The organism is Dyella sp. 2YAF14, from assembly GCF_052114725.1.
GTDB lineage: Bacteria > Pseudomonadota > Gammaproteobacteria > Xanthomonadales > Rhodanobacteraceae > Dyella.
Genome location: NZ_JBFRFH010000008.1, coordinates 163,823 through 182,406, shown reverse-complemented (window position 1 = coordinate 182,406; position 18,584 = coordinate 163,823). Strand labels below are relative to the sequence as shown.

The 18,584-nt window shown below is 64.2% G+C and carries 15 protein-coding genes; 9 read left to right on the top strand and 6 right to left on the bottom strand.

The genetic code is table 11. The annotated features are described in order from the left end of the window. Nucleotides 1–955 precede the first annotated feature (955 nt). Nucleotides 956–2,188, bottom strand: a complete 1,233-nt coding sequence (locus tag AB4Y82_RS13580; protein WP_441611400.1) for an MFS transporter — start codon at nt 2,186–2,188, stop codon at nt 956–958. Between the two features lie 127 nt (nt 2,189–2,315). On the opposite strand from AB4Y82_RS13580, the gene AB4Y82_RS13575 reads away from it, so the two are divergent. Both AB4Y82_RS13575 and ppk1 read left to right on the top strand, forming a co-directional pair. Next, nucleotides 2,316–3,098: an AraC family transcriptional regulator gene (locus AB4Y82_RS13575; RefSeq protein ID WP_441603701.1), complete on the top strand. Its 783-nt coding sequence runs from the start codon at nt 2,316–2,318 to the stop codon at nt 3,096–3,098. Nucleotides 3,099–3,414: 316 nt separating this feature from the next. Then, the gene (gene ppk1, locus AB4Y82_RS13570) at nt 3,415–5,595 is read left to right on the top strand and encodes a polyphosphate kinase 1 (RefSeq protein WP_441603700.1); all 2,181 of its coding nucleotides are present in this window, start codon (nt 3,415–3,417) and stop codon (nt 5,593–5,595) included. A 59-nt stretch (nt 5,596–5,654) separates the two neighbouring features. Here ppk1 and AB4Y82_RS13565 read toward each other — a convergent pair whose 3' ends face one another. Then, nucleotides 5,655–6,233 (bottom strand): NADPH-dependent FMN reductase, encoded by a 579-nt coding sequence (locus AB4Y82_RS13565; RefSeq protein ID WP_441603699.1) that lies wholly within the window; start codon nt 6,231–6,233, stop codon nt 5,655–5,657. A gap of 331 nt (nt 6,234–6,564) precedes the next feature. Between AB4Y82_RS13565 and AB4Y82_RS13560 the strand changes: the two genes are divergently transcribed. After that, complete coding sequence (locus AB4Y82_RS13560; RefSeq protein ID WP_441603698.1) at nt 6,565–8,301, top strand: diguanylate cyclase; 1,737 nt, start codon at nt 6,565–6,567, stop codon at nt 8,299–8,301. Between the two features lie 76 nt (nt 8,302–8,377). Further along, nucleotides 8,378–8,812, top strand: a complete 435-nt coding sequence (locus AB4Y82_RS13555) for a VOC family protein (protein WP_441603697.1) — start codon at nt 8,378–8,380, stop codon at nt 8,810–8,812. Between the two features lie 13 nt (nt 8,813–8,825). Here the strand turns inward: AB4Y82_RS13555 and AB4Y82_RS13550 are convergent, their stop codons facing one another. Then, a complete protein-coding gene (locus AB4Y82_RS13550; protein WP_441603696.1) occupies nt 8,826–9,710 on the bottom strand; it encodes an AraC family transcriptional regulator in 885 nt (294 codons plus the stop codon). Nucleotides 9,711–9,904: 194 nt separating this feature from the next. Between AB4Y82_RS13550 and AB4Y82_RS13545 the strand changes: the two genes are divergently transcribed. The 5 genes from AB4Y82_RS13545 to AB4Y82_RS13525 all read left to right on the top strand — a co-directional run bounded on the left by AB4Y82_RS13545 (nt 9,905) and on the right by AB4Y82_RS13525 (nt 15,596). Then, the gene (locus tag AB4Y82_RS13545; RefSeq protein WP_441611398.1) at nt 9,905–11,830 is read left to right on the top strand and encodes a CocE/NonD family hydrolase; all 1,926 of its coding nucleotides are present in this window, start codon (nt 9,905–9,907) and stop codon (nt 11,828–11,830) included. A 113-nt stretch (nt 11,831–11,943) separates the two neighbouring features. Beyond that, entirely contained in the window at nt 11,944–12,606 is a 663-nt protein-coding gene (locus tag AB4Y82_RS13540; RefSeq protein ID WP_441603694.1) for a TetR/AcrR family transcriptional regulator, read from the top strand. Continuing rightward, nucleotides 12,603–13,571 (top strand): HlyD family secretion protein, encoded by a 969-nt coding sequence (locus AB4Y82_RS13535; RefSeq protein WP_441603693.1) that lies wholly within the window; start codon nt 12,603–12,605, stop codon nt 13,569–13,571. The genes AB4Y82_RS13540 and AB4Y82_RS13535 overlap by 4 nt, the downstream gene beginning before the upstream one ends. A 7-nt stretch (nt 13,572–13,578) precedes the next feature. Continuing rightward, nucleotides 13,579–14,508, top strand: a complete 930-nt coding sequence (locus tag AB4Y82_RS13530; protein WP_441603776.1) for an ABC transporter ATP-binding protein — start codon at nt 13,579–13,581, stop codon at nt 14,506–14,508. Next, the gene (locus AB4Y82_RS13525; RefSeq protein WP_441603692.1) at nt 14,505–15,596 is read left to right on the top strand and encodes an ABC transporter permease; all 1,092 of its coding nucleotides are present in this window, start codon (nt 14,505–14,507) and stop codon (nt 15,594–15,596) included. Before AB4Y82_RS13530 ends, AB4Y82_RS13525 begins: the two co-directional genes overlap by 4 nt. 64 nt (nt 15,597–15,660) lie before the next feature. Here AB4Y82_RS13525 and AB4Y82_RS13520 read toward each other — a convergent pair whose 3' ends face one another. The 3 genes from AB4Y82_RS13520 to AB4Y82_RS13510 form a co-directional block, all read right to left on the bottom strand. Continuing rightward, nucleotides 15,661–16,155 carry a DUF3761 domain-containing protein gene (locus tag AB4Y82_RS13520; protein ID WP_441603691.1) on the bottom strand — a complete coding sequence of 165 codons (495 nt, stop codon included), beginning with the start codon at nt 16,153–16,155 and terminating at the stop codon, nt 15,661–15,663. Nucleotides 16,156–16,416: 261 nt separating this feature from the next. After that, nucleotides 16,417–16,818, bottom strand: a complete 402-nt coding sequence (locus AB4Y82_RS13515) for an RcnB family protein (RefSeq protein WP_441603690.1) — start codon at nt 16,816–16,818, stop codon at nt 16,417–16,419. Nucleotides 16,819–17,074: 256 nt separating this feature from the next. Beyond that, entirely contained in the window at nt 17,075–18,583 is a 1,509-nt protein-coding gene (locus AB4Y82_RS13510; protein WP_441603689.1) for a chemotaxis protein CheW, read from the bottom strand. Nucleotide 18,584: the final 1 nt, after the last annotated feature.

Genomic DNA, 18,584 nt, shown 5'->3' with positions numbered 1-18,584 from the left:
CGGCAGACCCGGCCCCTCCCCTGTGGGAGGGCACCCTGTGCCCGACAAACCTACAGAGCGCAACCTCCAGCGCACCGCGTCCTTGTAGGAGCGCACTTGTGCGCGACCACGGAACGCAAGCGTTTGCGCACCGCCGACCCGTCGCGCACAGGGTGCGCTCCCACAGGTGTGGGCGTCGCGCACGATTACGCCGTCTTGCGCTCCAAAATTAAGCAGGAACACCGCAATGGTGTGCAGCTGGAGCCGGTCGTCGTTTGACGGCAAACCCGGCCCCTCCCCTGTGGGAGGGCACCCTGTGCCCGACAAACCTACAGAGCGAAACCTTCAGCGCACCGCGTCCTTGTAGGAGCGCACTTGTGCGCGACCACGGAACGCAAGCGTTTGCGCACCGCCGACCCGTCGCGCACAGGGTGCGCTCCCACAGGTGAGGCGTCGCGCACGATTACGCCGTCTTGCGCTCCAAAATTAAGCAGGAACACCGCAATGGTGTGCAGCTGGAGCCGGTCGTCGTTTGACGGCAGACCCGGCCCCTCCCCTGTGGGAGGGCACCCTGTGCCCGACAAACCTACAGAGCGCTACCTTCAATGCACCGCCTCTTGCAGGAGCGCACTTGTGCGCGACCACGGAACGCCAGCGTTTGTGCACCGCCGACCCGTCGCGCACAGGGTGCGCTCCCACAGGTGTGGGCGTCGCGCTCGATTACGCCGTCTTGCGCTCCAAATTAAGCAGGAACACCGCAATGGTGTGCAGCTGGAGCCGGTCGTCGTTTGACGGCAGACCCGGCCCCTCCCCTGTGGGAGGGCACCCTGTGCCCGACAAACCTACAGAGCGCTACCTTCAGCGCACCGCGTCCTTGTAGGAGCGCACTTGTGCGCGACCACGGAACGCCAGCGTTTGTGCACCGCCGACCCGTCGCGCACAGGGTGCGCTCCCACAGGTGTGGCGTCGCGCGCGCTTACGCTGTCTTGCGTTCCAGATTCGGCAAGAACGCCGTGATGATGCCGATCAGTGGCAGATACGCGCACAAGCCGTAGACGTATTCGATGCCACGCGCATCGGCGATATGTCCCAACACCGCGGCGCCGATGCCGCCCATGCCGAAGGCGAAACCGAAGAACAGCCCGGACACCATCCCCACGCGGCCAGGAATCAGTTCCTGCGCGTAGACCAGGATGGCGGAGAAGGCCGAGGCGAGGATCAAGCCGATGATCACCGTGAGCACGCCCGTCCAGAACAGGCTGGCATGTGGCAGCAGCAGGGTGAAGGGTGCGACGCCGAGGATCGATGCCCAGATCACCCATTTGCGGCCGATGCGATCGCCCACCGGGCCACCGATCAAGGAACCGGCCGCCACGGCGAACAGGAACACGAACAGGTGTGTCTGCGCACTCTGCACGGACACGCCGAAGCGGTGCATCAGGTAGAACGTGTAGTAACTGCTCAGGCTCGCCAGATAGAAGTACTTGGAGAAGATCAGCAGTCCGAGGATCAGCAGCGACCACGCCACCTGCGACTTGGTCAGCACGAGATGCGACTCGCGCCTGGCTTTGGCCTTGCCGCGCTCGGCGTAGTGATCGCGATACCACCGGCTCACCTGCAGCAGCACCACGATGGCGAGCAGCGCGGCGAGCGAGAACCACGCCACGCTGCCCCGGCCATGCGGAACGATGATCCACGCCGCCAGCAACGGCCCCAGTGATGCACCGGCGTTGCCGCCGACCTGGAACAGCGACTGTGCCAAGCCGTGGCGACCGCCCGAGGCCATGCGCGCCACGCGCGAGGATTCGGGATGGAACACTGAAGAGCCGGTACCCACCAGGGCCGCGGCGATCAGCAACACGGTGAAGTTGGGCGCGGTGGCGAGCAGCAACAAGCCGCACAAAGTGAAACCCATGCCCACCGGCAAGGAATACGGCATCGGCTTCTTGTCAGTGACCAGACCCACCGCCGGCTGCAGCAGCGAGGCCGTGATCTGATAGGTCAGCGTGATCAGGCCGATCTGCGCAAAGCTGAGATTGAAGCCGCTCTTGAGGATCGGATAGATCGCCAGGATCAGCGACTGGATCATGTCGTTGAGCAGGTGCGAGAAGCTGATCGCGCCGAGGATCCTGAACTCGGTAGCGTGTTCGGTGGCTTGGCTGGCGGGCGGCACGGCGGCCAACGGCATGTCTTCGACGCGGGTTTGCATGGGGGCTCGTGAGGGAACGTGTGCGGCAAGGCGACGCGGTTGCGCCGCCGGGAACGTCACCTTAAAGTGAGCGAGTCCGGCCCGCACACGCAACCGGGTCAATTTCTGTCGAAAATGGGCCAAGCTCATGCGTAACGCCCGTGCCGAAGCCTATGACCAGACGCCCCGCGACGTCATCGCGACCGGTAACGACTATCCCCCGCACTATGTACTGCCCCCGCATTCGCACCGTCGCGGCCAGCTGCTGTACGCCTCCACCGGGGTGATCACCACCATCACCAGTGAAGGCAGCTGGGTGGTGCCGCCGCGGCGCGCGCTGTGGATACCGCCCGGCGTCTCGCACGAGGTGTTGATGGCCGGACCGGTGTCCACGCGCAGCGCCTACGTCACGCCCGAAGCTGTCGAGCATGCCGGCCTCTCACCACGTTGCCAGGTCATCAGCGTCTCTCCCCTGCTCCACGAATTGCTGATGGAGGCAGTGGATTTGCCGGCCGAATACGATCTGGACGGCCGCGACGGACGCGTGATGGCGTTGCTGCTCGATGAGATCCGCCGCATGCCGGTGCTGCCGCTCAGTACGCCGCTGCCGCGCGAAAAGCGTCTCGCCGCGCTCTGCCGCCATCTGCTGGAACAGCCTTCGCAGGAAGTGAAGATCGACGACATGGCACACCGTGCCGGCATGAGTCGGCGTCATTTCACGCGCACTTTCCGCGAAGAAACCGGCATGAGCTTCACCGCCTGGCGTCAGCAGGCATGCCTGTTGTCGGCCTTGACGCGACTGAGCAATGGCGAGGCGATCACGCAGGTGGCGGTCGATCTGGGCTATGGCAATCCCAGTGCGTTTACGGCGGCGTTCCGGCGTGTGTTGGGGATGGCGCCGAGCCGGTATCTGGCGACGCCCTTGGGATAAACCGTTGCGCTGGCGATATCTGTGTGGGAGCGCACCCTGTGCGCGACAGGCGTGCTGCGACGACGCTACGGAGAGGCACGCCCGTCGCGCACAGGGTGCGCTCCCACAAATGATTATCGGCGGCAATCACGGCTCCATAACATCCGACTATGCACTGTCACAGGTTCGTCAGATGCGATGGGCAATATGTCGGTCTTATGACAGCGCACACGTCTGCGCTTTCCTGCCATGGCCCGGTCGCAATTGACGGCTTACCATGCTTTCCATTCGCGGATAGCGCAGCCAGTCTCGCGCCCGCCCATCGAACGGTGAACCGATGAGTACCGATGTCGTCCGAACCAGCGCAGAGCGCGACGCCGCCATCACCGAACAGGTGCCCGCCGCACCCGTCCAGGCGCCTGCCGCGAGCGCTGCGCCGGACTTGAACGATCCCACCCTGTATATAAATCGCGAACTGTCGCAACTGCAATTCAACATCCGCGTGCTGGAGCAGGCGCTGGACGAAAGCAAGCCGATCCTCGAGCGGCTGAAGTTCCTGTTGATCTTCTCCAGCAACCTGGACGAGTTCTTCGAGATCCGCGTGGCGGGCCTGAAGAGCCAGATCGCCTTCGATCACGAAATCGTCGGATCCGACGGCGTGGCGCCACGCAAGGCGTTGGCCGAGATCAGCGAGATCACGCACAAGCAGATCGAACGGCAGTACGCGATCCTCAACGACAACATCCTGCCGGAGCTGGCGCGCAACGGTATCCGCATCGTTCGCCGCAACGAGTGGTCGCACAAACAGAAACTGTGGGTGCGTCGTTACTTCCGCCACGAAGTCGCCCCGCTGGTGACGCCGATCGGACTCGATCCCACCCACCCGTTTCCGTTGCTGGTGAACAAGAGCCTCAACTTCATCGTGCAGCTGGAAGGCACCGATGCGTTCGGCCGCGATTCGGGCCTGGCCATCGTGCCGGCGCCGCGCGTACTGCCGCGACTGATTCGCCTGCCCGACGAGGTATGCGAGGGCGGCGAGAACTTCGTGCTGCTGTCCTCGATCATTCATGCGCATACCGAGGAACTGTTCCCGGGCATGTCGGTTCGCGGTTGTTACCAGTTCCGCCTGACCCGCAATGCCGACCTCACCCTCGACCCGGAAGACGTCGAAGACCTTGCCCGCGCGTTGCGCGGCGAGCTGTATTCGCGCCGCTTTGGCGATGCCGTGCGACTCGAAGTGGCGGACAACTGCCCCACCGAACTGACCGACTACCTGCTGCGCCAGTTCGGCCTGACCGCCGCCGAGATGTACGAGGTGAACGGTCCGGTGAACCTGGCGCGCCTGTTCGGATTGATCACCAAGACGCTGCGCCCGGAACTGCAATACCCGCCGTTCACGCCGTCCATTCCCAAGGCTTTGAAAAAGGCCGAGGACCTGTTCCAGGTGATTGGCCGGCAGGATGTGTTGCTGCTGCATCCATACGAGTCGTTTGCGCCGGTGGTCGATCTGCTGCACCAGGCCGCGAAAGACCCGACCGTGCTGGCGATCAAGCAGACGCTGTATCGCAGCGGCGCGAATTCCGAAATCGTCGACGCGCTGGTGGACGCAGCGCGTTCGGGCAAGGAAGTGACCGTCGTCATCGAGCTGCGCGCGCGCTTTGACGAGGAGTCCAATCTCACCCTGGCCTCGCGCCTGCAACAGGCCGGCGCCATGGTGATCTACGGCGTGGTCGGCGTGAAGACGCATGCCAAGCTGATGCTGATCCAGCGTCGCGAAGGCGAGGAACTGGTGCGTTATGCGCACCTGGGTACCGGCAACTATCACACCGGCAACGCGCGCCTTTACACCGACTACAGCCTGCTCACCTCCGACCAGGCGCTGTGCGAAGACGTGCACAAGCTTTTCAGCCAGCTCACCGGCATGGGCAAGCTGCTGCAGATGAAAAAGCTGTTGCACGCACCGTTCACGCTGAAGAAGACGCTGCTGGAATTGATCGCGCGCGAGACCGCGCATGCGGCGGCCGGCAAGCCGGCGCAGATCATCATCAAGGTCAATGCGGTCACCGATGCCAAGATGATTCGCGCGCTCTACAAGGCCAGCATCGCCGGCGTGAAGATCGACCTGATCGTGCGCGGCATGTGCTGCCTGCGTCCGGGTGTGCCGGGCATCTCGCACAATATCCGCGTGCGTTCCATCGTGGGCCGCTTTCTGGAGCACAGCCGCGTGTACTGGTTCCTCAATGGCGGCGAAGAGAAGTTCTATCTGGCCAGCGCCGATCTGATGGAACGCAACCTGGATCGCCGCGTGGAAACCGGTTTTCCGGTGGAAGGAAAGAAGCTGCAGAGCCGCCTGAAGAAGGAGCTGGAACTTTATCTTTCCGACAACTCCAGTACCTGGCTGCTGCATGCCGATGGCCGCTATGCGCGCAGTCGGCCAGGTGCGAGCCAGACGGTGCGCAACGTACAGACGCAGCTGCTGGAAAAGATTTGCGGCTCAGGTGTCAGTGCCGATATGTGATGCGCCCGGGCCGGTTGCGCCGCCCGTGTTCTGGCAGAGGCAGCGCAGCACGTTCCGGCTCACCGGGCTCGGACGCCATCCTGGCGGTGGCGTTTCACCCAGGCGACATAGCGATCCATGAAGCCCTGCAGGAATTTCTGCGTGCCCTCGTTGGCGATCGAGCCGTCCTCGGCGAAAAGACCGTCCTTGGCGTGGATGAACACCTCGGGCTGAGCGAGCGTGGGCACGTCGAGATAGGCCAGTACGTTGCGCAGATGCTGCTGCGCCATCGCGCCGCCCTGGGCGCCCACGGAGACGCCGATCACGGCCGCCGGCTTGCCCGCGAATGAATTGGTGCCCCAAGGACGCGATGCGATGTCGATGGCGTTTTTGAGCACACCAGGGATCGAGCGATTGTATTCCGCAGTCACGAACAGCAGTGCATCGGCGGCGCCTATCTCCTGCTTGAGGCGTTTGCCTTCGGCAGGGTAGTCGGTATCGAAATCCTGGTTGTACAGCGGCAGGTTGTCGATGCGGATGTGTTCGAAGCTCAGCTCCGGCGGAGCCAGCGCCTCCACGGCGCGGGCCAGCTTCCGGTTGAAGGAATCCTTGCGCAGGCTGCCCACCAGAACGGCCACACGGATCTTCTCGTTGCTCATTGCCTAGCTCCCAGAGAGTGGAATTGGAAGTCGCCGAAAGGCATAGAGCATGGCATTGCAGGCAGTGAACCCCTCGTGATAAACCTCCGTCACACGGCTGCTCTGGCCTTGTGGCATGATGGCCTTATAGCCTTCCATACCGCCCATCGAGTCTTGGCGTTATTGGTTCCAACAAGGCGCCGCCAGCCATGGCGGCCTTGGCAACACGCACGGATGATGCCCTGCCCGCGCCACCGGTAACGCGGGTTTCTGCTCACAGGATTGACCGGATCGGCCATAAAGCTGCGTACGACTCCCACAGCGGAGCGGTGCGAAGAAGGGGGACCGGTACATGGTTGGGCCACTCGCGACCATCGCGACGCGTCGCTACGGGCGGATGCTGGGCATCCTCGCCCTGCTGTTGTTCGCCTGCTCGGCGCATGCCGCCACGGCCCTCACCGGTGCGGCGCGAGAAGTCATGCCTGGCGATACCCCGCAGTCGGTGTTGGATGCCTATCATCGGGGCGAGTTGGTCGGTTTCGATCCCAATCTGCTGCAGCGGTTCTCCCGTCGCGGGCTGGGCACCTGGGTGGTGCTGCAGCCACAACCCCCACTCGTGAACGAAGAGCGGGTGCTTTCCGTCTATCCCCCGCCGCTGGCGCCGGTGACGCTGTTCAATGCCGACGGCTCGTCGCTGAGGATGTCGCTCGACGACTTTATGGCCACCGCCCACGGCAACGGCCGCCTGGCCTACCGCATCAGCGCCGACACGCCGGCTTCTTCGCCCATCCTGATGAAGATCGAGCCGGGTACGGTCAACCATGCCGTCGCCGGTTTTCATCTGCAGCCGTGGAACGAATATCTGCTGACCGATGCGCAATGGCTGGCCTTCGCCAGCGCCTGCTTCGCCGTCATGGTGGCCATGTCGCTGATGGCGCTGTGCCTCGCACTGATGCTGCGCGATAGCACGTTCGCCTGGTATGCCGGTTACGTGCTCTGCTACGCCCTGATCCAGGGCGTGCAGACGGGCTATCTGTTCCATCCGCTGGAGCTGACCTGGCTGGGCGGCGTGGCGCCGATGATCGCTTCGTCGGCGATGGCCTTGTCGCTCGCCTTTGCGGCCATGTTCGTCTCACGCTTCTGCGAATTGCCACGCTATGCAGCCATCCTGCAGACGCCGACCGTGGCGCTGGCCGTGGGCATGCCGCTGCTGGTGTTGCTCGACAACAGCCAGGTCGCGGTACTGCAGCAGACCGCCCAGGTACTGGTGACGCCCTTGCTGGTGATCGGCACGCTGTTGCTGCTCAGTGCCGCCGTGGTTGCCGCCGTGCAGGGCTCTCGCCCAGCCTGGTTCTTCCTGGTCGGCTGGACCCCTCTGCTCGCGCTCACCGCGCTGTACAGCTCGCAAATGACCGGCATGCTGCCGGATGTCACCTGGCTGGGCGATGCCTGCCTCGCCGCGGGAGCATTTGAAGCCATCGTGCTTTCGCTGGGACTCGCTGATCGCGCCCTGATGATGCGGCGTGACCGCCATGTGGTGCAGGAGCTGGCCGACAACGACGCGCTTACCAATGTGCTCAACCGGCGTGCCTGGACGGAGAGCGTGCAAAAGGTGCTGGGCAATTGCGGGACGCAACCGATCGCCCTGCTCTTCCTCGATCTCGATCACTTCAAGATGCTCAACGACCGCCAGGGCCATGCGGCTGGCGACCGCGCCCTGGTCGCGGTGGCCGAGGCCTTGCGCAACGAACTGCGCCCGCACGACCTGCTGGGTCGCTACGGCGGCGAAGAGTTCGTAGCCATGCTGTTTGGCATCGAACAGAACCAGGCCATGCAGGTGGCCACGCGGCTATGCCGCCGCGTCTATCGCCTGGAGATACCGGTGAACCAGACTGGCCTGGTGCTCAGCGTGAGCATCGGCATTGCCATGCGCACGCACGAAGACACGGTCGACACCCTGGTGGAGCGCTCGGATCTGGCCATGTACCGGGCCAAGTTGGCTGGCCGCAACCGCGCCCGGCTGGACGAGAAGCTGGAAGGCGTGCGCCGTAGCTGGCCCCGCGCGGTAGAGAGCGACCGCAGCGCCTGAGCGGCACTCGGAAAATCGACAAGACATGGCCGCACAACAGGGTACGCTCGGCCCATCCCTGTCACGGAGCACGCCCATGAGCACGCCACACGCTACCGGCAGCACCATCATTCCCTGTCTGCGCTATCGCGATGCGCACGCCGCCATCGACTGGCTGTGCAAGGCATTTGGCTTCCACCAACAAGCGGTCTACGACGATGACCAGGGCGGCGTGGCCCACGCGCAGCTCACCTACGGCAGCGGCATGTTGATGCTCGGCTCGGTCAACGACAACGAGTTCGGTCGACGCATGGTGCAGCCTGACCAGGTCGATGGACGCGAGACGCAGTGCCCTTGCGTGATCGTCAAGGATTGCAAGGCGCACTACGAACAGGCCAAAGCCGCCGGCGCCATCATCATCGACGAGTACGCCGAGAAGGAATACGGCGGCGCCGGTTATAGCTGCCGCGACCTGGAAGGTCACCTGTGGTGGTTCGGCAGCTACGATCCCTGGGCCGAGACGGCCGGATGATCCGCGCATCGGCTCAGCAGCGCGCGACCGGCAAATAGACGTCCGCACGCAAGGAGGCTTCCGGCACTTCCTCGGGGTCATCGAGGAAATGCCGGAACGGATGTTCATCGCGCAGAACGTAGCCGCTATCGGGCAACCAGTGGCCGATCAGGCGATCGGTCAACCCGCCCAGTGCATCGTAGGAGCCCACGTGGCGCCAGCGCGCCCACAGGCCGCCGCCCAGTTGCAGCGGCTTGGTTTCCGAGTCGCCTGGCACCTCGTTTCCCTCGAAGGCCAGTGCACAATCGAAGGCGCCGTGGTCGGGCCGCGCGTCAGGGCCGCCATCGTGGGCAATCCCGTAGATGCCGGTCAGGCGCTCCAACAACGCACGCTCGGCGGCCCAGGCGAATAGACGTCCATAGGCCTGATCCAGTTCGCGATGCGCGCCCTCATAGCGCGTTGCCACGACGCGAAAAGGCTCGACCGAGACGACTTCGACCTCGAAGGCCTGCTCGGCCGCATCTTGCCTGGCGGGACGACGAAGGCGCTGCATCGCTTCGTGCAGTCGTCCCTGCTGCCCGCGCAGTTCGCTCGGCGTGGCATCGAAGGCCTGCCGGAACGCGCGTGCAAACGCCTGCGGTGTTTCGTATCCCACCGCCAGCGCCGTCTCGGTGACACGCTCGGCGGGCTCGGACAACAGCTGCAAGGCGCGCAGCCAGCGCAGGCGCGCAACCGTCTGGCCGATCGTTTCGCCAGCGAGCGCGCGGTAGATCCGATGAAAATGGAACGGCGAAAGATGGGCAGCGGCCGCCAGTTGCGCCAACTCCGGCAGCGCTTCGCCCTGGGCCACCGCCGACTGGAGCAGGGCGACCACGCGATCGATGCGTTGCAGATAGTCCTGACGCGTATGGGTTTTCATGACTGGGCTTCCTCTGGGAGTGGGCCCAGTGTGGTCGGCGCCTTCGGCGGCAGCGTTCCCATTCTTGCGCACTGGGCATCGTATAGGCAGGAAGTCATGGTGGGAGCTTGGGGGCCACTCGCTTACAGTCGTACCGGGGCTCCATCCACTCACTCGCCCGAACGGCTATCGCTAGCCGCTCGCCTGGAGGATTCATGCGTATCCGCCGTACCCTGCTCGCCGTTGCTCTCGCCACTGTCGGCGTCTCCTTTGTCCATGCGCAGACGGCGCCGCTCACGCCGGATATCACCTCCAAGGCCTACGCGGCCGACGCCGCCGGCTACGACTACGTGAAACGCGAGGTGATGATACCGATGCGCGACGGCGTGAAGCTGCATACGGTGATCGTGATACCAAAGAGCGCGCACAACGCGCCGATCCTGTTGACGCGCACGCCGTACGACGCGAGCGGCCGCGCCGAGCGCTTCACCTCCCCGCATATGGATGCCACCCTGCCGCAAGGTGACGAGGTGTTCGTGCACAGCGGCTACATCCGCGTGTTCCAGGATGTGCGCGGCAAGTACGGCTCCGAAGGCGACTATGTGATGACGCGTCCGTTGCGCGGGCCGCTCAACGCCAGCGACGTGGATCATTCCACCGATGCCTACGACACCATCGACTGGCTGGTGAAGAATCTGCCCGAATCGAACGGCCGCGTCGGCATGCTCGGCTCCTCCTATGAAGGCTTCACCGTGGTGATGGCGCTGATCCATCCGCATCCGGCGCTCAAGGTGGCCGCGCCGGAAAGCCCGATGGTCGACGGCTGGATGGGCGACGACTGGTTCCACTACGGCGCCTACCGCCAGACCAACTTCGACTACATCTACGGCCAGACCAGCAAGAAGGACGGCAAGAAAGGCGGCATCCCGCGCGTGGGCTACGACGACTACAGCAATTTCCTCAGCGCCGGTTCCGCCGGCGATTACGCGCGCGCAAACGGCCTGGAGCAGTTGCCGTTCTGGCGCAAGCTCGACGAACACCCCGCGTACGATGCCTTCTGGCAAGGCCAGGCGCTGGACAAGATCATGGCCGGGCAGCCGGCGGCCGTGCCCACCATGTGGCTGCAGGGATTGTGGGACCAGGAAGACATGTGGGGCGCGATCCACAGCTACGCCGCCACCGAAGGCAAGGACAAGGGCAACGACAAGAACTTCCTGGTGATGGGACCATGGCGGCACAGCCAGGTGAACTACGACGGGCGTTCGCTGGGCCCGCTGCAGTGGGATGGCGACACGGCATTGCAGTTCCGCCGCGATGTGCTCAAGCCCTTCTTCGATCAATACCTGGTCGCCGGCGCGCCGAAGGCAAACACGCCGCCGGTGCTGATCTACAACACCGGCGAAAACCATTGGGACCGCTATAAGTCGTGGCCGCTCAGCTGTGACAAGGGTTGCAGCAACAAACCGAAGTCGCTGTATCTGGGCAGCAACGGCTCGCTCTCGTTTACCGCACCCGCATCCGACGCCGCGAAATACGACGAGTACACCTCCGACCCGGCCAAGCCCGTGCCTTACCAGCCGCGCCCCGTGCATTTCGCCGATCACGATGCGTGGACGCGCTGGCTGGTCAACGACCAGCGTTTCGTGGATGGACGTCCGGACGTGCTGACCTACGTGAGTGAACCGCTCACTGCGCCCCTGCATATCGGTGGCGCGCCGCAGGTGAATCTGTATGCCTCCACCAGCGGCACCGACAGCGACTGGGTGGTGAAGCTGATCGACGTCTATCCGGATACGGTGCCGTCCAACCCCGAGATGGGCGGCTATGAGCTGGCCGTGTCGCTGGATATTTTCCGCGGCCGCTATCGCACCAGCTTCGAACATCCGCAAGCGCTGACGCCCAACCAACCGCTGCTTTACGCGTTTGGCCTGCCCACCACCAACCACGTGTTCCAGCCCGGCCACCGCATCATGGTGCAGGTGCAGTCGAGCCTGTTCCCGTTGTACGACCGCAATCCGCAGACCTTCGTGCCCAATATCTTCGACGCGAAGCCGGCCGATTACCGGAAGGCCACGCAGCGCGTATGGCACTCCCCGGGGACGGCCAGCTCCATCAGTCTGCCGGTGGTGCCCAACGGCTGACCGGCCGTTCAATCCACCCCGAAAGGCCGGCTCATGCCGGCCTTTCTTATTGGTAAATACCTATACCTTCCAGCCACTTGAAAATTAATTAAAGCTATGATTAATTAATGGGCATGACGACCAAACCACGCCCTCCGCAGTCGGCCGCCCGCCGCACCCCTGGCCGCCCCACCACGGACAGCCCCGACTTGCGCGCCAGCTTGATCGAGGCGGCCCTCGCCTGCTTCGTACGGGACGGCATCGCAGCGACCTCCTTGCGCAACATCGCCAAGGAAGCCGGCGTGACCCCCGCCATGCTCAATTACTACTTCGGCAGCAAACCGGCCCTGCAGAACGCCGTGTTCGAGGAACGCCTGCTACCCGCCGTCATGAGCCTGCGCGAAGTGGTGAGCACTGCAGGCGATGACGTGCACGCCATGGCCAGGCAATTCGTGCAGGGCGTGCTGGGACTGGTCGACGCCTTCCCATGGTTTCCCTCGCTATGGGTCCGCGAAGTCCTGTGCGAAGGCGGCGCCCTGCGGGAGCTCCTGCTTTCGCGCATCGGGCCCGAGCTGCCACAGATGCTGGCCCGCCGTTTTGCACAGGCGCAGCAGCGCGGACAGATCCATGCCTCGCTTGATCCACGCCTGATGGTCGTATCGCTGATCGGCCTGACGTTGTTCCCGGCGGCCAGCGCCCCGATCTGGCGGCAGATGTTCCAGGCCGACCTGGGCACGGACGTGCTGGTCCGCCACGCGCTTGCCCTGCTCGAACATGGCATGGGAGTCCCGCCATGAACATCCATCATCGTTTGGTCGCCACGCTGGTCGCCTCGCTGCTGCTGGCCGGCTGCCAAGACTCGCCCCCGCAGACGCTGGGCACCGTGGAATTCGACCGCATCACGCTACCCGCGCCGGCGGCCGAGCACATCGTGAAAATCGACGTACGCGAAGGCCAGTACGTTCCCGCCGGCACGCGCATCATGCAGCTGGAAACCACGCGTACGCAGGCCGCACTCAACTCCGCTCGCGCCGACCTGCAACAACAGCAGCAGGCTTTGCTCGAACTTCAACGCGGTCCGCGTGAAGAGCAGATTCGCCAGGCGCGTGCCAATCTTGCCGGCGCACAGGCGCAGTCCCGCGACGCCAATGCCTATTACCAACGGCTGTCCGCCCTGGGCAAACAGCAATTCATCTCCGCGGCGGATCTTGACCGCGCCAAAGCCTCGGCCGGCAATGCCGACGCAGCCGTGGCGGCCGATCGTGCAGCGCTCGATCAGCTCGTCAACGGATCGCGCGTGGAAGACATCGCCCAGGCACGCGCCGCCGTGACCGCGGCAACCGCCAACGCAGCTTCGCGAGCGGTCGATCTGGACAAGCTCGATCTGACCGCGCCGCGCGATGTACGCGTGGACAGCCTGCCCTACAAGTTGGGCGACCAGGCCCAGCCCGGCACGCCGCTGGTCATCCTGCTTGCCAGCGACACGCCCTATGCACGCGTCTACGTACCGTCGGCGCTGCGTCCGTCGATCAAGGTCGGCGACAAGGCGATCGTCAAACTGCACGACGGCAAGCAGCAATTCCATGGCACGGTGCGCATGATCCGCAGCGAGCCCACCTTTACGCCGTACTACGCCTTGAGCGGCGAGGACGCGACGCGACTGAGCTATCTGGCGGAGATTGCCCTGGGCACCGATGCCCGCGATCTTCCCCAGGGCTTCCCCGTTGCCGTTGCCTTCCCGGGCAAAGCCAGCCATGACTGACAACGCCATTCACGCGCAGGGACTGACCAAGCGCTTCGGCGCGCTGGTGGCCGTGAACAGCGTCAACCTGGACGTGCCGCGGGCCTGCGTCTATGGATTTCTGGGGCCCAACGGCTCGGGCAAATCCACCACGATACGCATGCTGTGCGGGCTGCTGACACCCAGCGAAGGCAAGATCGACGTACTGGGCTTGCGCATCCCCGAACAGGCCGAAGCGCTGAAGCGGCGCATTGGCTATATGACGCAGAAGTTCTCCCTGTTCGAAGACTTGTCGGTGCGCCAGAACCTGGAATTTCTCGCCACCGTGCAGGGCTTGTCGCGCCATGAGACGCGTGCACGCGTGGACGAGCTGTTGCAGCGCTATCGGCTGGACGATCGTCAGCAGCAACTTGCCGGCACCATGAGCGGCGGGCAAAAGCAGCGCCTGGCGCTGGCGGGTGCCATCGTGCACAAGCCGGAACTACTATTCCTGGACGAGCCCACCAGCGCGGTCGATCCCGAGTCGCGACGCGATTTCTGGGAAAAACTGTTCGAGCTCGCCGATGCCGGCACCACCATCCTGGTATCCACGCACTACATGGACGAGGCCGAGCGTTGCCATCGCCTGGCGATTCTCGACACCGGCAACCTGGTCGCCGACGGCACGCCCAAAGAACTGACCGAGACGTTGCTCGGCCGGACCTTTGTGATCCGCGCCCACTCCCCTCGCCAGGCGAAGGCAGCGCTGGATGACCGGCCCGAGGTGTTGAGCGTGGCCCAGATCGGCAACGAGCTGCGCGTACTGATGCGCGATGACAAGGTCACCGTGGAAACCCTGCGCCATGCGCTTGGCGATGCCGATGCCTCCATGGACATCCAGACCGTGGCACCCAATCTCGAAGACGTCTTCGTGGTCGCCACGCGCAGGCTCGGTCGACCTCAGGAGCGAGCGGCGTGAATCTGCGACGACTGTGGGCCATCATGGTGAAGGAGTTGCGCCAGATGCGGCGCGATCGCGTCACGCTCGCCATGATCATGGGCATGCCGATCCTGCAATTGCTGCTGTTTGGCTACGCCATCAATCTCAACCTGCGCAATCTGCCGGCGGCAGTCGTCGACCAGGCACATACGGCTGGCTCGCGCGCTGCCGTACAAGACATGCTGGCCAGCGGCGTCATCGAGCTCAAGGCCAGCGCGCAGTCGCCGCAACAGCTGGTCGACCTGCTTCGCGAGGGCCGCATCAGCGTGGGCATCGCCGTGCCGCCAGACTTCGAGCGTCGCAAGCTCGATGGTCGCGAGGCCATCCAGGTGATGGTCGACGGCAGCGACAACGTCGTCCAGTCCGCTGCCGCACAGCTGGCGCTGTACCCGCTCAACCAGCCGGACAATTTCCACGCGCTTGCGCCAACGCCGATCAGCGTGGTGAGTTTCTACAATCCGGAACGCCGCTCGCCGGTCAACATCGTGCCGGGACTGATCGGCGTCATCCTCACCATGACCATGGTGCTGTTCACCGCCGTCGCCATCGTGCGCGAAACCGAGCGCGGCAATATGGAGTTGCTGATCACCACGCCGGTCAGCCGCACCGAGCTGATGATCGGCAAGGTGCTTCCGTATGCCGCGATCGGCCTGGTGCAGACCACCGTGGTGCTACTGCTGGGCGTGTGGCTGTTTCGCGTGCCGATCCGCGGCAGCCTGTGGGACGTCTACCTGGCGTCGGGCCTGCTGATCCTCGCCAATCTGTCGCTGGGTCTGCTGATCTCGACGCGTGCACGCTCGCAGTTCCAGGCGATGCAGATGACGTTTTTTGTGTTCCTGCCATCGATCCTGCTCTCGGGTTTCATGTTCCCTTATGCCGGCATGCCGCTGCCCGCCCAGTGGATTTCCGAGGCCTTGCCGCTAACCCATTTCATGCGCCTGATCCGCGGCATCATGCTGCGCGGCGCTGACCTGGGTGATCTGTGGCATGACGCGGTCGCCCTGGTGGCGTTCATCGCAGTCATGCTCACGCTGGCCATTCGCCTGTTCCACAAGCGACTGGATTGAACCCTGCTCACGCCGGGCACAAAAAAAAGGCCCGCACGCGCGGGCCTTTTCAGGCGACACAGAATTACTGCGTACAAGCCTTGCCGTGATCCCCGTGATAACCCTTGGCCTTGGCATCGGCCTCGCTCATATACGCGCCCGACTTCGTCTTGCCGTACCACTTGTCGCCCTGGCAGTGATAGACCTTGCTGCTGTCGTTGACCCATACCATGCCCGGACCACCGCCCGGCGCGGCGTTGGCCGGCGGCTGCGGTCCCGCCGACTTGGCAGCGGCAGCGGGCGCAGCCGCCGTGCTCTTGGGCGCCATGCTGTTGCTGGCCGCAGCAGGCGCCGCTGCCGGCGCGGCTGCCGCTGCCGGAGCAGCCGTGGCTGCAGCGGTGTACCACTCCTTCACGCCCTGATGGCCCGAGCAGGCACCCTTCTTGGTGGCGTGATTGGTGTAGCTGCCGTCCTTGCACTGGCCGGTGGAACCGGCGGGTGCGGCGGACTGCTGAGCGTAGACGGCCGGCCCGGCCAAAAGACCTGCGAACAAAACGGCGATCAGACCATACGATTTCATCTTCGATCCCTCCTGCGAATGTCGCCTGCCTGATGGGCTGCTGCCCGGCGTGGCTGGCATGTCCCGGCGCCATCGACATCGACGGACCCACTGCCGATGCGTGACGCTTCCCAAGCGCCCGAGCGCTTGCGCGCAATATGCGCCTACCCCGTGACGCTTGGATCACGCTGCCGCACTCGGCGTTCATCTGGCGTGATGCTGTTTCGCAACTTCATACGACAACGGACCGCATCGCGATGCGCGCGATGCGGTCCGCGATCATCAGTGATTGATGACCAGGTCGGCGATCACGCCCGTGGCCACGGCAACCAGCAGGAAATCGCCGGTATCGCTGCGCACCCACACGTGTTCCGGCGGCGGCGGCGCGAGGTGGTAGGCGTGGTAGTCCACGTAGTAGCGACGGTCGTGGTAGTACTCCTCGGGCACGCGGCCACCGCGGTGATACCAGCCTTCGTGGTTGCCGCGGTCGTGCACGATCACGTAGTCGTGGCGATCGTGGTCGCGATCGCGGTCGTGGTCCCGGTCGTGACCCTGATCGCGGTGATCGTCGTGGCGATCCTGATCGTGCTGGTCATGGTGGTCGTCGTACTGAAACGGTGCTGCTGCGACGGTGGTGGAAGCCATCACTGCGCCCAGCATCAGTGCGAACAAGGTCTTCTTCATGCGAACTCTCCATGGGGTAGTGCCGTGGAGCAGGCGCGCCCCCTGGCGCACGTTTCCACGGCGGCGCCATGATGTGATTCGCAACGATGCACGATGGGTGAATCCGTTCGCAAAACGGTGCGCTTCAGGCGCGCAAGTTCATGCGTTGATGTGGCGTTAGGTTTGGGTGGTGCGATGCATCACCCGATAGAAGAAGCCATCCCTGGCCAGCCCCTGTTCCGTATGCGTAGATCAAGGGACATCCAAACGCGCCAACTCAATGCACCATCCGGCTGCTCAACCGCTGCTTGAGCGGCGCGGCATCGAGCAGCAGCAGGGTGCGGCGATCGGGCAGTTCCACCACTTCGCGCATGTCGTTGCGCAAATCCTGATCGATCTGGTTGCGCAGCACGCGGGGCACGCCGATCTTGTCCGCCGCGTCGATCGTCACGATGTTCTCGATCGCATCCACGATCAGGCCGAATTTTTCTTCATCGTTCTCCACCACCAGCACCTTCGCGCCATCCAGATCGGCATAGCCCTTCATGCCGTAGAGCGCACGCAGGTCAATGATGGTGATCAGTTTGCGGCGCAGATTGAGCATGCCGCGCACATAGTCCGGCGCTCCCGGCGGCTGCATCACCTCCGGCGGAAAATCGATCACCTCGCGCAGCTGGTCGATGCGCATGCCCATGAGCTGGTCGAGCTTGAAGGTCACATAGGTTTCGCGCGCGCCGCCGCGACGCTTACCCTGGCCGCGATCCGCCGCCGATTCGCTGGCGTACAACTCGCGATGGCCTTGGGTGAGGTCGGCGACCGTGGCGTCACTCAACAGAGCGGTCTCATCGATCAGGATGATGTCGGGCGCGCCCTCGCGACTGATGCAGCCGGTGAACAGCTGCGGCCGATCTGCATTGAATGATGGAATGGCCAGCAGTTCCTCGTCGCGATAGCCGACGATGCTCTCCACGTCATCTACCAGCAGACCGAAATCCATCGCCTGCTGGCGGATCACCACGATGCGCCGCGGATCCTCGAAGTCGCCGCAGGCCGCCGTCGCGGCAGCCGTGCCTGGCAGGCCAAGGAAACGGGCGAAATCCACGACGGGCACCGTATTGCCACGCAGATTGAGCAAGCCAATGCACAAATCGCTGGCCAGCACTGACTTGAGCAGCTCCGGCACGCGGATGATTTCGTGGATGGCGCCCATCGGCAGGGCAAGGCGCGTGTCGCCCACGCGGAAGGACACGCCCTGGCGACGCTGCCCCATGGCCGCACGCTGCCGGGCCGGTTCGGATGCAAGGCTGTCTGCCCTGGGCACCGGCATATCGTGCAGTTGATGGAGCGCGTCCACGCTCAGTATCTGCAGGATGCGGTTGCCGCCGTCGAGCTTGAGCGCGCCGCCTATCAGCGACGCTGCTTCGCCATCGCTGAAGATCACTTTCTGCTCGCTGGTCACGCGCAGGATCTCGCCGGTGGCATCGAACAGCAGGCCGATGCGGCCCTGGCGAAACTCCACGATGGCGATCTTCGAGGCATCGCGCGCGCCGCTCTCGGGCAGCTTCAATAACTGACCCAGATGCACGATGGGTATCAGGCGACCACGCAGGTTGAACAGCCCGAGCAGGTAGCTGGGAGCCAACGGCACCTGGGTGACCACGGCCGGGTAAGTCACCACTTCCTGCACCGCCGTCACCGGCAGTACGAGTTCGGTATCGCCCAAATGGAACGAACCGAACAGTTCAGTGGCTTCCTGCCGGGCCGACTTGGTAATGGAAGAGTCCATG